The sequence below is a fragment of the Cereibacter sphaeroides 2.4.1 genome (assembly GCF_000012905.2).
In the GTDB taxonomy this organism is placed as follows: Bacteria; Pseudomonadota; Alphaproteobacteria; order Rhodobacterales; family Rhodobacteraceae; genus Cereibacter_A; species Cereibacter_A sphaeroides.
Window position 1 is genome coordinate 2,997,042 of the sequence record NC_007493.2, and the last position, 14,321, is coordinate 3,011,362.

General features: G+C 66.9%; 17 protein-coding genes. 8 read left to right on the plus strand and 9 right to left on the minus strand.

The genetic code is table 11. From position 1 onward, the window contains the following. Positions 1–354, plus strand: a complete 354-nt coding sequence (locus tag RSP_RS14510; protein WP_009563264.1) for a YbaN family protein — start codon at positions 1–3, stop codon at positions 352–354. On the opposite strand, the gene RSP_RS14515 is transcribed toward RSP_RS14510, so the two are convergent. From RSP_RS14515 to hemJ, 7 genes are all read right to left on the minus strand, one after another. Further along, positions 329–1,231 carry a ParB/RepB/Spo0J family partition protein gene (locus RSP_RS14515; protein ID WP_017139998.1) on the minus strand — a complete coding sequence of 301 codons (903 nt, stop codon included), beginning with the start codon at positions 1,229–1,231 and terminating at the stop codon, positions 329–331. The genes RSP_RS14510 and RSP_RS14515 overlap by 26 nt on opposite strands. Further along, a complete protein-coding gene (locus RSP_RS14520) occupies positions 1,231–2,055 on the minus strand; it encodes a ParA family protein (protein ID WP_002721721.1) in 825 nt (274 codons plus the stop codon). Before RSP_RS14520 ends, RSP_RS14515 begins: the two co-directional genes overlap by 1 nt. Further along, the gene (gene rsmG, locus RSP_RS14525; RefSeq protein ID WP_011338804.1) at positions 2,048–2,668 is read right to left on the minus strand and encodes a 16S rRNA (guanine(527)-N(7))-methyltransferase RsmG; all 621 of its coding nucleotides are present in this window, start codon (positions 2,666–2,668) and stop codon (positions 2,048–2,050) included. The genes RSP_RS14520 and rsmG overlap by 8 nt, the downstream gene beginning before the upstream one ends. Beyond that, the gene (gene mnmG / locus RSP_RS14530) at positions 2,665–4,530 is read right to left on the minus strand and encodes a tRNA uridine-5-carboxymethylaminomethyl(34) synthesis enzyme MnmG (protein WP_029534489.1); all 1,866 of its coding nucleotides are present in this window, start codon (positions 4,528–4,530) and stop codon (positions 2,665–2,667) included. The genes rsmG and mnmG overlap by 4 nt, the downstream gene beginning before the upstream one ends. Positions 4,531–4,541: 11 nt before the next feature. Continuing rightward, entirely contained in the window at positions 4,542–5,828 is a 1,287-nt protein-coding gene (mnmE, locus tag RSP_RS14535; RefSeq protein ID WP_011338806.1) for a tRNA uridine-5-carboxymethylaminomethyl(34) synthesis GTPase MnmE, read from the minus strand. Between the two features lie 25 nt (positions 5,829–5,853). After that, positions 5,854–7,122: a transcription termination factor Rho gene (rho, locus tag RSP_RS14540; RefSeq protein ID WP_009563271.1), complete on the minus strand. Its 1,269-nt coding sequence runs from the start codon at positions 7,120–7,122 to the stop codon at positions 5,854–5,856. A gap of 141 nt (positions 7,123–7,263) precedes the next feature. Next, a complete protein-coding gene (gene hemJ / locus RSP_RS14545) occupies positions 7,264–7,761 on the minus strand; it encodes a protoporphyrinogen oxidase HemJ (protein WP_011338807.1) in 498 nt (165 codons plus the stop codon). 382 nt (positions 7,762–8,143) lie between these two features. On the opposite strand from hemJ, the gene RSP_RS14550 reads away from it, so the two are divergent. The 4 genes from RSP_RS14550 to dnaQ are packed head-to-tail and all read left to right on the plus strand — an operon-like array spanning position 8,144 to position 10,845. Beyond that, a complete protein-coding gene (locus RSP_RS14550) occupies positions 8,144–8,737 on the plus strand; it encodes a Maf family protein (RefSeq protein ID WP_011338808.1) in 594 nt (197 codons plus the stop codon). Continuing rightward, positions 8,734–9,573 (plus strand): shikimate dehydrogenase, encoded by an 840-nt coding sequence (locus tag RSP_RS14555; RefSeq protein ID WP_011338809.1) that lies wholly within the window; start codon positions 8,734–8,736, stop codon positions 9,571–9,573. The genes RSP_RS14550 and RSP_RS14555 overlap by 4 nt, the downstream gene beginning before the upstream one ends. After that, on the plus strand, positions 9,570–10,163 hold the full coding sequence (gene coaE / locus RSP_RS14560; RefSeq protein ID WP_011338810.1) for a dephospho-CoA kinase: 594 nt from the start codon (positions 9,570–9,572) through the stop codon (positions 10,161–10,163). The genes RSP_RS14555 and coaE overlap by 4 nt, the downstream gene beginning before the upstream one ends. Beyond that, positions 10,156–10,845: a DNA polymerase III subunit epsilon gene (gene dnaQ / locus RSP_RS14565; protein ID WP_009563276.1), complete on the plus strand. Its 690-nt coding sequence runs from the start codon at positions 10,156–10,158 to the stop codon at positions 10,843–10,845. Before coaE ends, dnaQ begins: the two co-directional genes overlap by 8 nt. Before the next feature lie 3 nt (positions 10,846–10,848). On the opposite strand, the gene secB is transcribed toward dnaQ, so the two are convergent. Both secB and RSP_RS14575 read right to left on the minus strand, forming a co-directional pair. After that, positions 10,849–11,349 carry a protein-export chaperone SecB gene (gene secB, locus RSP_RS14570; protein ID WP_002721743.1) on the minus strand — a complete coding sequence of 167 codons (501 nt, stop codon included), beginning with the start codon at positions 11,347–11,349 and terminating at the stop codon, positions 10,849–10,851. A gap of 60 nt (positions 11,350–11,409) precedes the next feature. Next, positions 11,410–11,886, minus strand: coding sequence for an FxsA family protein (locus RSP_RS14575; RefSeq protein ID WP_009563277.1), 477 nt, complete (start codon positions 11,884–11,886; stop codon positions 11,410–11,412). 143 nt (positions 11,887–12,029) lie between these two features. Between RSP_RS14575 and RSP_RS14580 the strand changes: the two genes are divergently transcribed. Genes RSP_RS14580 through RSP_RS14590 form a run of 3 tightly spaced genes read left to right on the plus strand, consistent with a single transcriptional unit; the run spans position 12,030 to position 14,310 of the window. Further along, positions 12,030–12,689: a Tim44/TimA family putative adaptor protein gene (locus RSP_RS14580; protein ID WP_011338812.1), complete on the plus strand. Its 660-nt coding sequence runs from the start codon at positions 12,030–12,032 to the stop codon at positions 12,687–12,689. Beyond that, a complete protein-coding gene (mltA, locus tag RSP_RS14585; protein WP_011338813.1) occupies positions 12,689–13,714 on the plus strand; it encodes a murein transglycosylase A in 1,026 nt (341 codons plus the stop codon). The genes RSP_RS14580 and mltA overlap by 1 nt, the downstream gene beginning before the upstream one ends. Then, positions 13,714–14,310 carry a Smr/MutS family protein gene (locus tag RSP_RS14590; protein ID WP_011338814.1) on the plus strand — a complete coding sequence of 199 codons (597 nt, stop codon included), beginning with the start codon at positions 13,714–13,716 and terminating at the stop codon, positions 14,308–14,310. The genes mltA and RSP_RS14590 overlap by 1 nt, the downstream gene beginning before the upstream one ends. Positions 14,311–14,321 lie beyond the last annotated feature (11 nt).

Genomic DNA, 14,321 nt, shown 5'->3' on the forward strand with positions numbered 1-14,321 from the left:
ATGCGGCTCCTGTGGGTCTCGGCCGGCCTCGCCGCGCTGGGACTGGGCGTGCTGGGCATCTTCCTGCCCCTCCTGCCCACCGTCCCCTTCCTCCTGCTCGCGGCCTTCTGCTTCGCCCGCTCGTCCGAGAGGCTGCACAGCTGGCTGATCCACCACCCCGTCCTGGGCCCGCCCATCCGCGACTGGGAGCGTTCGGGCGCCATCTCGCTCAAGGGCAAGCAGATGGCGACCCTGTCGATGCTGGCCGTCTTCGGGATCTCGGTCGGCCTTGGTCTCCGGCCGACGATCCTGGCCGTTCAGGCGGCGGCGCTCTGCGCCTCCGGCCTCTTCATATGGACCCGTCCCTCGGCATGACCGAGAGTGTCCGGCACAGGGTGTCGAGATCGTCGAGCGTGTTGTAGCGGATCGTGAGCCGACCGTTCTCGCCGCCCGGCTCGTGATCGATCGTCACCGCCATCTTCAGATTGGCCGAGAGATCCGCCTCGAGCGCCCGCGTGTCGGCATCCTTCTCGCGGCCACCGCGCGGCGCGCTCGGCTTGCGCTTCTCGCCCGCCCCGCGCGCCAGACGCTCCGTGTCCCGCACCGAGAGGTTGCGCGAGATCACCTGCCGCGCCAGATCCGAGGCGTTGGGCGTGGTGATGAGCGCCCGCGCGTGGCCCGCGGTCAATTTCCCCTCCCGCAGCCAGGCCTGAACGTCGTCAGGAAGTTGAAGCAATCTCAACAAGTTAGCGATGTGAGAGCGGCTCCGTGACAGCGCCTCTGCCAGCTTCTCCTGTGTGTGGCCGAACCGGTCCATCAGCTGACGGTAACCCATCGCCTCTTCGATCGCATTCAGGTCGGCGCGCTGGATGTTCTCGATGATCGCAACCTCGAGCACTTCCGTATCGTCGAACTCGCGCACGATCACCGGCACTTCGTGTAGCTGCGCGAGCTGCGACGCCCGCCACCGCCGCTCGCCCGCCACGATCTCGTAGCGGTCGCCATCCGGCATCGGCCGGACGATCAGCGGCTGGATCACGCCCTTCTGCCGGATGGAAGCGGCCAGATCCTCCAGCGCCTCCGGTCCGAAATCGCGACGCGGCTGATTCGGGTTCGGCATCAGCTTCTCGACCGGCACGAGAAGGTCCGGCCGGCGCGCTGCGCCCTGCCCCGCATCGACCTCGACCTGAATGTCCGCCATCAGCGCGGACAGGCCGCGGCCAAGCCCACGACGCTCCATCTTCTTCTCCATCACAAGGCGGGTTCCTGTTGGGCCACGAGGCCGTGGCGCACCGCGATCTCCCGAGCCAGCGCCCGGTAGGCCTCGCTGCCCTTCGAGGTCGGATCGTAGGACAGCACCGGCAGCGCATAGGACGGCGCCTCGCTGACACGGACATTTCGCGGAATCATCGTGCGGAAGACCAGGTCGCCGAGGTTCTGGCGGGCATCGCCCTCAACCAGTTGCGACAGGTTGTTCCGTTTATCATACATCGTGAGCAGCACGCCCTCGATCTTCAGCGCCGGATTGGCCGTCCCCCGCACTTCGCGGATCGTCAGCATGAGCTGCGACAACCCTTCGAGGGCGAAGAACTCGCTCTGCAGCGGGACGAGAACCGAATCGCAGGCGATAAGCGCATTCACCGTCAGCAGGCTCAGCGACGGCGGACAGTCGATCAGGATATAGTCGAAGCCGAACCGCTCCATGCCCTGCTGCCGCAGCGCCTCGCGCAGCAGCTGGCTTCGCTTCTCGTTCACCGCAAGCTCGATGTCGGCCGAGGCAAGATCCGCATTCGCCGGACAGATGAAGAGGTTGTCGGTGCGCGTCGGCAGGACGACCTCGTCCAGATCCGGCCTGTCGAGAAGAAGGTCGTAGCTGGTCTTCAGCCGGTCGGGAGCCTCGATCCCGAGGCCGGTCGAGGCGTTGCCCTGCGGATCCAGATCGACCACCAGGATCCGGGCTCCGAGTTCCGCGAGGCCGGCAGCCAGGTTGATCGCAGTCGTGGTTTTGCCCACGCCCCCCTTCTGGTTCGCGATCGCCAGGATGAGCGGCTTTCCGGGTCGGTTCGAGTCAGACATGAGCCAGGGCTTTCAGCTTCAGGATGACAGCGTCGGGATCGGTGAGGCTCGGCAGAGTCTCCACCTCCATGTTCCACGACTGGCGCGCCGCTGCAATCTCGCTGATGTGTCCCACGCCTTTCGGGAAGAGGCAGATCCCATTCGGCGCCAGATGCGGCGCAGCCAACGCGCACAGGTCGGGCAAGGCGGCCAGAGCGCGGGCGCTGATGACATCCGCCTTCTGTGGCGGAAGCGACTCGATGCGGGCGGCCAGCACCGAGGCGGAGAGCTTCAGCTCGCGACAGGCTGTCCGCAGGAACGTGGCCTTGCGCTGATCCGATTCGACTAGAACGAATCGAGACTCCGGCGATTCGTATGCCGCCATGATCGCAACGACGATCCCCGGAAAGCCGGAACCGCTTCCAAGATCGAGCCACAGGCGAGGTTGAGAGGCGAGGTGCGTCCGCAGCTGCGCCGAGTCAAGGACGTGCCGAGTCCAGATGCTGTCTACCGTGGAGCGCCCGATCAGGTTGACCGCCTTGTTCCACTTCTCCACCAGCGCCACGAAGTGCGAAAGCTTCTCAGATGTTTCACGTGAAACATCCAATTGCGCGAGCACGCTCTCCTGCATCATACCGCCGCCGCGTCCCGGCCAGCGCGGCGCAGACGAGCCAGGATCAACGTCAGGGCGGACGGGGTCATCCCCTCCAGCTGTGCGGCCTGAGCGATGGTCGACGGACGGGCACGCATCAGCTTGGACTTCAGCTCACTCGAAAGTCCCGATAGCGGCGCATAATCGAAGTCCGCGGGAATGCGGATCGCCTCGTCGCGCTTCAGCGCCGCTGCCTCCTCTTCCTGCCGCAGGATGAATTGAGCATAGAGCCCGTCCTTTGCCAGCTGCTGACGGATCTCTTCCGGAAGATCGCCGTACCCCTCGACACCCCGCGCAACGGCGCTCGCGGCCTCCTCCCCGAAGGCCATCACGGCGAAAGCTGTGCGTCGCATGCCATCCTGGCTGACCTGGATCCCCAGCTCGTTCAACTGCGACGGAGTGAAGCTGCTGCCCTCGAGAAGGGCCCTCCCCTTCTCCAGCAACTCGCGCTTCCTGTTGAAGCTCTCCCGCCGCGCATCGCTGACGCAGCCCAGATCCAGCCCGATGGGCGTCAGGCGTTGGTCGGCATTGTCGGCGCGGAGAGACAGACGGAACTCGGCCCGCGACGTGAACATCCGATAGGGTTCGGTGACGCCACGGCTCGTAAGATCGTCGATCATCACGCCGAGGTAGCTCCCCGAGCGGCTGAAGTGGAGCGGCTCGCGCTCCCGGATCGAAAGGGCCGCATTGAGCCCCGCCGCGAGCCCTTGGGCAGCGGCCTCTTCGTAACCGGTGGTGCCGTTGATCTGCCCGGCGAAGTAGAGCCCGCCAAGTGCCTTCACTTCGAGAGTTGGACGGAGCTCACGCGGATCGAAATAGTCGTACTCAATCGCGTAGCCGGGCTGCAGGATGCGCACATCCTCGAGCCCGGCAATCGTGCGAACGTACGCCTCCTGAACCTCCGCTGGAAGAGAGGTCGAGATCCCGTTGGGATAGACGGTGTCATCATCGAGGCCTTCGGGCTCAAGAAAGACCTGATGCGCCTCCTTATCCGCGAAACGCACAATCTTGTCCTCGATGGACGGACAGTAGCGCGGCCCGACACCCTCGATATGGCCCCCATACATTGCGGAGCGACTCAGGTTATCCCGCACGATCTGGTGAGTCCGTGCGTTCGTATGGGTGATCCCGCAGGCAATCTGACGCGCTTTGGGCGCCCGGTTCAGGAACGAGAAGACAACCGGATCCTCGTCTCCCGGCTGCATCTCAAGCTCGGTCCAGCGAATCGTGCGGCCATCGAGGCGCGGCGGGGTGCCAGTTTTCAGCCGCCCGCGCGCCAGAGACAGCTCTCCCAAGACTGCCGCGAGCCGCTGCGATGGATCGTCGCCCATCCGACCCCCGGGACGCCGTTGGTCGCCGATATGAATAATGCCGTTCAGGAACGTCCCCGAGGTGAGGATCACCCGCCCTGCCCAGACACTCGTCCCGTCTGCCAACGAGACTCCCTGAACCCGACCGCCATTGACCTGCAGGTCGACGACCTCACCCTCAATAACCGTCAGACCGGGCTGCGCTGCCAGAAGCCGCTGCACGGCTTCACGATATAGCCGGCGATCCGCTTGGGCGCGCGGGCCTTGCACGGCCGGACCCTTCTTCCGATTCAGCAGGCGGAACTGGATGCCCGCCTCATCGGCCGCGCGGCCCATGATGCCGTCGAGTGCATCGATCTCGCGCACGAGGTGGCCTTTTCCAAGCCCACCGATGGCCGGGTTGCAGGACATGACGCCGAGCCCGGACTTGCGGAGGGTAAACAGCGCAACCTGAACGCCCATGCGCGCAGCAGCGGCAGCCGCTTCACAGCCGGCGTGCCCCCCACCGATGACAACAACGTCGAAATGTTTCACGTGAAACACCCTCACTTCCCGATGCAGAAGCTGGCAAAGATCTCGCCCAGAAGCGACTCCACATCCACCCTCCCCACGAGAGAGTCGAGGGAGCGGATCGCGCGTCGCAGGTCATCTGCCGCCAGTTCCGTGTGCTGTTGGCCCCTCAATAGCTCAGCCCGCACCGATTCCATAGCCCCGATTGCGCGTTCGATGGCGAGACGGTGCCGCTCGCGGGTCAAACTTCCGGCACCTGCAGTGCGTCCCAGAAGCCTCTCGCCGATGGCGGCCACGAGTTCTGGCACGCCCTCTCCCGTCCGGCCCGAGAGGCGCAGCCCCTGCCCCGGTCGAAGGTCTGCCTTTCCCTGCACAACCAGATCATCAGCCTGAACGGTGATGCCGGACAATGGTCCGCTGTCGTCCAGAAGGAAAACACGCAGGTCCGCGGCCTTGGCCCGGGTCACGGCGCGTTCGATGCCAAGGCTCTCGACAAGGTCCGACGTGTCCCGCAGTCCCGCCGTGTCCAGGAAGGTCACAGGAAGCCCGTCGAGATCCATCCGCACCTCGATTACATCGCGCGTCGTGCCGGCGATCTCAGAGGTGATCGCCGCCTCTCTTCGCGCCAGCGCATTGAGAAGCGTGGATTTCCCGGCATTGGGCGCGCCAACGATGGCGACCTCGAATCCGTCGCGGATCCGTTCCGCAATCCGCGATCCGTCGACCTCCCGCCGAAGATCCGCCAACAGGCCGTCGATCAGGGTCAGCACTTCGGGCGTCACATCGACCGGCACATCCTCATCGGCGAAATCGATGGTCGCCTCGAGCAGCGCCGCTGCCCGAATGAGGTCCGCCCGCCACCGCTCTGCCCGCTCACCGATGGCGCCGGAAAAGACCCGCATCGCCTGACGGCGCTGAGCTTCCGTCTCGGCATCGATCAGGTCAGCCAGCCCCTCGACCTGCGCGAGGTCGAGCCGACCGTTCTCCAGGGCCCGGCGGGTGAACTCCCCGGCTTCGGCCGCCCTCAGCCCGGGCAGGCCGGACAGGACCCGGAGCACCGAAGAGACGGCAGCAGGACTACCATGGAGATGCAGTTCGGCCGAGGTTTCACCAGTGAAACTGGCGCCAGCGCCGAAGAGCAGCACCAGCGCTTCGTCGAGAACTTCACCGTTCCACGTCAGACGCCGCAGGGCGGCGTGCCGGAGAGAAGGCAAAGGAACGCCGAACGCCTGCACCGCCTCATGCGACCGCGGTCCGGAAAGGCGCAAAACCGCCACTCCGGCCTTGCCGCGTGCGCTGGCCAAGGCGTAGATCGTGTCCATTCCGGCGTCCTGTCGAGCGGGTCGCTCAGGTGTTCATGGAATCGAAGAATTCCGCGTTGCTCTTGGTCTGCCGCAGCTTGGAGATCAGGAACTCGATCGCATCGGTGGTGCCCATCGGGTTCAGGATGCGGCGCAGGACATAGGTCTTCTGCAGATCGGACTTGTCGACCAGCAGATCCTCTTTCCGGGTGCCAGATTTGAGGATGTCCATGGCGGGGAACACGCGCTTGTCGGCGACCTTCCGGTCAAGGACGATCTCGGAGTTGCCGGTACCCTTGAATTCTTCGAAGATCACTTCGTCCATCCGGCTGCCGGTATCGATCAGGGCGGTCGCGATGATCGTCAGCGACCCGCCTTCCTCGATGTTCCGCGCTGCGCCGAAAAACCTTTTCGGACGCTGAAGCGCGTTGGCATCGACGCCGCCGGTCAGCACCTTGCCGGACGAGGGCACCACGGTGTTGAAGGCGCGCCCGAGGCGGGTGATCGAGTCGAGCAGGATCACCACGTCGCGCTTGTGCTCGACGAGGCGCTTGGCCTTCTCAATGACCATCTCGGCCACGGCGACGTGCCGCGTGGCGGGCTCGTCGAAGGTCGAGGAGACGACCTCCCCCTTCACCGACCGCTGCATGTCCGTGACCTCCTCGGGCCGCTCGTCGATGAGCAGCACGATCAGGTAGCACTCGGGGTGATTGGTCGCGATGGAGTGGGCGATGTTCTGCAGGAGCACCGTCTTGCCGGTCCGCGGCGGCGCCACGATCAGCCCGCGCTGCCCCTTCCCGATCGGCGCCACCAGATCGATGATGCGCGCGGAACGGTCCTTCATCGTGGGATCGTCGACTTCCATCTTCAGCCGTTCATCGGGATAGAGCGGCGTGAGGTTGTCGAAGTGCACCTTGTGGCGCGCCCGTTCGGGATCGTCGAAGTTGATCTTCGTCACCCGCGTCAGGCTGAAATAGCGTTCGTTCTCGCGGGGCGCGACGATCACGCCCTCGATCGTGTCGCCGGTGCGCAACGAGAACTGACGCAGGATCTCGGGCGAGACGTAGATGTCGTCCGGGCCCGGCAGATAGTTGGCCTCGGGCGAGCGCAGGAAGCCGAAACCGTCCTGCAGCACCTCGAGCACGCCGTCTCCGCCGACTTCGTAGCCTTCCTCCGCATGTTCCTTGAGGATCGAGAACATCATCTCGCCCTTCCGCATGGAAGGCGCGTTCTCGATCTCCCACTCCTCGGCCATGGCCAGTAGATCGGCCGGAGTCTTGGCCTTCAGGTCAGCGAGGTTGAGACGTTCGTTCATGGCACTCTGCGCTCGTCAGGAGCGCCTCCGGAAGGGGGAGTCGCTGCAGCATAGGATGGGAAGATGCAATGGACCGGACGGCCCTGCAAGGCCGCACATAGGCGCTGCGACGCCGCGAGTCAATGATCTTGGGCCGGGGGCTCAGAAGCCCCAGTAGTTCCATTTCGCCACAGCGGAGAAGACGATCACCAGCATGAGGAGCGTCGGAAGCTCGTTCATCATGCGGTAGGTGCGCCCCTTGTGGCGGTTGGCGCCCGCCGCGAAGTCGCGCCGGCGGGCCGCGAGCCACATGTGAAATCCGGTCATCGCCAGAACGCAGGCGGCCTTCGTCCAGGGCCAGAGCATCGACCAGTCGACGATGCCCGGCGTGAAGACGAGGAGCAGGCCGAAGATCCAGGTCGCGATCATGGCCGGGTTCATGATCGCCCTCAGAAGCCGCCGCTCCATTGTCTGGAACAGCGCGTCCGTCTCGGTTCCGGCTTTCACGACCTCGGCGTGATAGACGAAGAGCCGGGGCAGGTAGAACAGCCCCGCCATCCAGGCCAGCACCGAAATCACATGCAGCGACTTGGTCCACAGGTAGTAGTCGGCCAGGAACGTGCCCATCGTCGTCTCCTCGAAGTGGTCGGCCATCCTCATAAGAAAAGAAAGATTAGAAGGGAATGATGCAGTAGGGCGCAGGGATAACTGGATTTCCGATCTTACCCCTGCGCTTTTCCACAGGATCCCGCCTGGGGGCAGCGGTGTGTATAAGTGTGGAGAATTTCCGGACCCTCCGTGAAACACAAATCCGAACAGTGTGTTGCAGGAATTATTCTGTGTGGATAAGTTTCAGGCCGCTCCCCCCAGCCATGGGAGAGATGGATCGTCCACGGGAGGCGGGAAGCTTCGTCCACGAGTGGACAACTGTGGCTCTTTGCCCGATAACATGGCATCTTGACGGCCCATCGGTCGCCGACAGCCCGGCTTGTGCCGGATTCGCCGTCAGGAACAGAAGCAGACTATCCACAGCCTCCTCCCCATGCGCCTTCTCCTCGCCTCTGCCTCGGAAACGCGGCTCGCGCTCCTTCGGGCCGCGGGGCTGGAGCTCGACGCCCTGCCCGCCCGCATCGACGAAGAGGGCGTGCGCGCGGCGCTGGAGGCCGAGGGCGCCTCGCCGCTCGACGTGGCCGACACGCTGGCCGAGATGAAGGCGCAGAAGCTGGCCGAGCGGCACCGCGAGGCGCTGGTTCTGGGCTGCGATCAGGTGCTGGCCTTCCGCCGCGAGGTCTGGGGCAAGGCCCCCTCGCCCGAGGCGCTGCGCGCCCAGCTCCTCCGGCTGCGGGGCGAGACCCACAAGCTGATCTCGGCCCTCGTCCTCTACGAGGAGGGCCGCCCGGTCTGGCGCCATGCGGGCGAGGTGCGGCTCACCATGCGCGAGTGTTCCGACGGCTGGATTGACGGCTACATCGCCCGCAACTGGGAGACCGTGCGCCATTCGGTCGGAGGCTACCACCTCGAAGGCGAGGGGGTGCGGCTGTTCTCGGCCGTCGAGGGGGATTATTTCACCGTCCTCGGCCTGCCGCTCCTGCCGCTCTTGAATTATCTGGGTCAAAGAGGCTTCATTCCGACATGACGGAACTCACGCGGATCCCGCTGGCGGGGGTGATCGGATCGCCCATCGCCCACAGCCGGTCGCCGGCGCTGCATGGCTACTGGCTGAAGCGCTATGGGCTGAAGGGCCACTATATTCCGATGGATGTGGCGCAGGCCGACCTGCGCGACGTGCTGGCCGCGATGCCGCGGATGGGGTTCGTGGGCTGCAACGTGACGATCCCGCACAAGGAATCGGTGATCGGTCTGGCCGATATCGTGACCGACCGCGCGGCGCTGATCGGTGCGGCCAACACGCTGATCTTCGGCAAGGACGGCAAGATCCACGCCGACAACACCGACGGGACCGGCTTCACCGCCAACCTGCGCCAGAATGCGCCCGCCTGGCAGCCCCAGTCGGGGCCGGCGGTGGTCTGGGGCGCGGGCGGGGCCGCGCGCGCCGTCATCGCCGCGCTGATCGAGGTGGGCGTGCCCGAAATCCGGCTCGCGAACCGCAGCCGGGCGCGGGCCGACGCGCTCCGCTCGGACTTCGGCGCCAAGGTGCATGTGCATGACTGGGTGCAGGCCGGCAACATCCTCGAAGATGCGATGACGGTCGTGAACACCACCTCGCTCGGCATGGTGGGCAAGCCCGAGTTTCGTGTTCCGCTCGATGCGCTGAACCCGAAGGCCGTGGTGACGGATCTCGTCTATGCGCCGCTGCGGACGCGGCTTCTGGTCGAGGCCGAGGCGGCGGGCTGCCGGACCGTGGACGGGCTCGGGATGCTCCTGCACCAGGCCGCTCCCGGCTTCGAGCGCTGGTTCGGCGTCCGCCCCGAGGTGGATGAGGAGACCCGGGCCGCCGTGCTGGCCACATGAGGCCCTTCCGCCTCGGCCTGACCGGCTCGATCGGCATGGGCAAGTCCACCACGGCCGCCCTCTTCGCCGAGGAAGGCGTGCCGGTCTGGGATGCCGATGCCGCCGTCCATCGGCTCTACGCGCCCGGAGGCGCGCTGGTGGGCCCGGTGGCGGCCCTCTGCCCGGCCGCGCTCAAGGGCGGCGCGGTGGACCGCGGCGCGCTCCGCGACTGGATCGCGGCCGACCCCACGGCCCTGCCCCGGCTCGAGGCGCTGGTCCATCCGGCGGTCGCGGCCGACCGGGCCGCCTTCCTCGCCCACGCCCGCACAGACATCGTGCTTCTCGACATCCCGCTCCTCTACGAGAAGGGCTCCGAGGCCGAGATGGATGCCGTGCTGCTCGTCACCGCGCCGCCCGTGCTGCAGCGGGCCCGTGTGCTCGGGCGCGGCACCATGACCGAAGCGCAGTTCGAGGCGATCCTCGCCCGCCAGATGCCCGACCGCGAGAAGCGTGCCCGGGCGACCCATATCCTCGAGACGCTGGGCCTTGAGGCCGCACGCGCCTATGTCCGGGCGCTCATCGCCCATATCCGGGAGACCGCCGATGCGTGAGATCGTCCTCGACACCGAAACCACCGGCTTCGAGCCCTCCGAGGGGCACCGGATCGTCGAGATCGGCGCGGTCGAGCTCTTCAACCACATGCCGACGGGGCGCACCTACCACCAGTATATCAACCCCGAGCGCCCGATGCCGAACGAGGCCTTCGAGGTTCACGGCCTCGGAGACGAGTTCCTGCGCGACAAGCCGGTCTTTGCGGCCATCGGACGCGCCTTCCTCGATTTCGTGGGCGAGGCCCGCCTCGTGATCCACAACGCCGCCTTCGACATGAAATTCCTGAATTTCGAGCTCGGGCGCGCCGGCCTGCCCCGCCTCGCGCCCGATCAGGCGCTCGACACGCTGGCCCTGGCGCGGCAGCGGTTTCCGGGCGCGCCCGCCACGCTCGATGCGCTGTGCCGCCGCTTCGGCGTCGACAATTCGGCGCGCGAAAAGCACGGGGCGCTGCTCGACAGCGAGATCCTGGCAGAGGTCTATCTGGAACTGATCGGCGGGCGGCAGCCGGATTTCGGACTGGCCAGCTCGGCCGGTGCGCGTCCGGGCAGCCCGGAGGGCGAATGGCGCCCGCGTCCCCGGCCCGTGGCGCTGCCGCCGCGCATCACCGAGGAAGAGGCCGCCGCCCATGCTGCCTTCGTGGCGAAGCTGGGCGACGGCGCGATCTGGCTCAAACGGGCCTGAGCCTCACTGGACGGGCTGGGCCGCCTTCTGCGCCTCGGCGCGGCGGGCCAGCTCCATCCGGTAGAGCGCGAGGAAATCGACCGTGTCGACGTTCAGCGGCGGGAAGCCGCCGTCGCGCGTCACGTCCGAGATGATGCGGCGCACGAAGGGAAACAGCAGGCGCGGGCATTCGATCAGCAGGAACGGATGCAGCTGGTCTTCCGGCACGTTCTCGACATGGAAGATCCCGCCGTAGTCGAGCTCGAGCAGAAACAGCGTCTCGGCCGAGCCCGACTTGTTCTTCGAGGTCACCTTGAACTTGGTGATGACCTCATACTGATGTTCCACCGACCGTTTGCGGGCGTCGAGGCTCACCTGCACCTGAATGTCGGGCTGGACGTCGCCGCCCTGAAGGCCCTTCTGGGCCACCATGTTCTCGAAGGACATGTCGCGCACATATTGCGCGAGCACCTGCATCCGGATCTGCGGTGCGGCCTCTGCGGGCGCTCCATTGGCATCGGTCATCGTGTCTCTCCCTGGGTCACGGGCCATTTGCGGCCGGTGTATCAGGTCGACGGCTGCGCCTCAATGCCGCGTCCAGCCGGAGCTGCCCGGCGGCTGCGACGGCGGAGCCAGCGGATCGCGCACGGGCTCGACCTCGTGATAGTCCGCCTCGATGGGCGCATCGTCCCGCACCGGCCCGCGCCAGGTCGTGCTGCGCACCTGCACATTGCGCCCGAGGCGGCGGATCAGCGCCCGCCGGACCGGCGGGATCAGAAGCAGCAGACCCACCGTGTCGGTGAAGAAGCCGGGCAGGATCAGCAGAGCCGCCGCCAGCGACACGGCAGCGCCGTCGGCCATCAGCGCCAGCGGATCCATCCGCCGCGGCATCTGCAGCGCGGCCTGCATCTCGACCCCCTGCCGCCGCAGCAGGAAGACACCGAGCGCGGCCGTCCCGAAGATGATGAGCAGCGTGGCCAGAAGGCCGATCGCGCCGCCGATGGTGACGAACAGCGCGATCTCGAGGATCGGCAGCGCGAGGATGGCCGCAAGTGGCCTCATGGGATGTCTCCTCTATCGAACGTCTTGCAGGCGCGGCGGTGGACTTGCCGCGGGGCCTCCCCTACATAGGGAGGGATCGCTATCCATACCAACCCCGATATGCCGCGGGACTTCAGGCCCGACGCCCCCGACCGAGGTTAAAAATGAGTTCGTCCCTGATCCAACTGCTGGTGCTGGCCGGGATCGCCGTCTTTCTGATCATCAAGCTCAAGAGTGTTCTGGGCACGCGCGAGGGCTTCGAGAAGCCTGCGGTGCCGCTCGAAGATCCCAAACCGCGTACCCGGCGCGACTTCGAGGTGATCGAGGGCGGACCCGACCGCGACATCATCGACCATGTGACCGATGGCAGCCCCTCGGCCAAGGCGCTGGCGGGCATGAAGATGGCCGAACCGGGCTTCTCGGTGTCGGAATTCCTCACCGGCGCCCGCGGCGCTTATGAAATGATCGTGATGGCCTTCGAGAAGGGCGAGCTGGAGCAGATCCGGCCCTTCCTCTCGTCGGACGTGTTCGAAAGCTTCGAGGAGGCCGTGAAGGCCCGCGAGGCCGAGGGCCTGAGCGTCGAGGCCACTTTCCTCGGCCTGCGCGAAATCGATATCCACGAGGCCTCGTTCGACCGCGACACCCGCGTAGGCCAGGTGGCCGTGCGCTTCGTGGGCGAGCTGACCTCGGTTGTGCGCGACCGGACGGGTCAGGTGATCGAGGGCAGCCCGACCGAGGTCAAGCGTCAGCGCGACGTCTGGACGTTCGAGCGCCGCATGGGCGCGAACGACCCGAACTGGCAACTCGTCGCCACCGGGGAGTGATGCGTGCCCTCGTCCGTGCGCTGGCGGTCTGTGCCGTGACGGCGGCCTCCGGCGCCGCGTCGGCGCAGGTTCTGGAGTTCGAGGCGCTCGACGGCTGGACGAAGGACGATCACGCCGCGGCGCTCGCCACCTTCCGCCAGACCTGCGACCTCCTGAAGGAGCCGGACTGGCAGCCGCTCTGCCGGCTCGCGGCCGAGGCCGCCGAGCGTCCTGAAGCCGCACGCGAGTTCTTCGAGCTCTTCTTCCGGCCGGTGCAGGTGGGCGATCCGCCTGCCCTCTTCACCGGCTATTACGAGCCGGAGCTGGATGGCTCGCCCATCCGCACCCCCCGCTTCGCCTGGCCGATCTATGCCCGTCCGCCCGAGTTGCAGGACGGCGCCGTCTGGCGCACCCGGGCCGAGATCGAGAGCGGGCTCCTCGCCGGACGCGGGCTCGAGATCGCCTGGCTCGACGATCCGGTCGAGGCCTTCTTCCTGCAGGTGCAGGGGTCCGGCCGGATCCGCATGCCCGACGGCCGGGTGGTGCGCGTGGGCTATGCCGGCAAGAACGGCCATCCCTACGTCTCCGTCGGCAAGGAGATGGTCCGTCGCGGGCTTCTCCGGCTCGAGGAAGCCTCGGCGCAGACGATCCGGGCGTGGGTCCGGCGCAATCCGGCCGAGGGCGCGGCGCTCCTCGCGCTCAATCCCTCCTTCGTCTTCTTCCGCAGGCTGCCGCAGCTGGGCGCAGACCGGGGTCCCATCGGCGCGATGGGACGGTCGATCACCACCCTGCGCAGCATCGCGGTCGATCCGCTCTTCACGCCCCTCGGCGCGCCCGTCTGGGTCGAGAAGGACGGGCACCGCCCGCTCCGGCGCCTGTTCGTGGCGCAGGATACCGGCGGGGCGATCAAGGGCATGCAGCGGGCCGACATCTTCTACGGCACCGGAGCCATGGCGGGAGAGGTCGCGGGCGAGGTCAAGGACGGCGGGCGGATGATGGTGCTGCTGCCCATCGACCGCGCCTACGCCATGCTGCCCGAGAACTGATGGCCCGCCGGCGCACCCTCCGTCCCGATGAGGAAGAGCTGTGGCAGGCCGTGGCGCGGTCGGCCCAGCCGCTCCATCCGGCCCGCATCCGGACGCATCTGCCCAAGGACGAGCCCGCCCCGCGCGCGCCCGAGCCACAGGTGCAGGTTCCGATCTTCCCCCATTTCCGGGTGGGCGAGAAGGTGCGCCACGGCACCTCCCACAATCTCGTGCCGCCGCTGCGCGACCATCTCGCGGCCCAGCCTTTGCGCATGGACGCCAAGAACTTCGCCCGCATGTCGCGCGGCAAGCTCTCGCCCGAGGCGCGGATCGACCTGCACGGCATGACCCTCACCGAGGCCCATCCCGAGCTCATCCGCTTCGTGCTGAATGCCCATTCGGACGGGCTGCGGCTGGTGCTTGTCATCACCGGCAAGGGCAGCCGCCGGCCCGACGATCACGGGCCGATCCCGCAGCGGCAGGGCGTGCTGCGCCATCAGGTGCCGCAGTGGCTCCGGATGCCGCCGCTCGGCGCCGTGGTGCTGCAGGTGGCGGTGGCGCATCTGAAGCACGGCGGCGAGGGCGCCTATTACGTCTACCTGCGCCGCGGTCGCTGAGGCCCGCCATT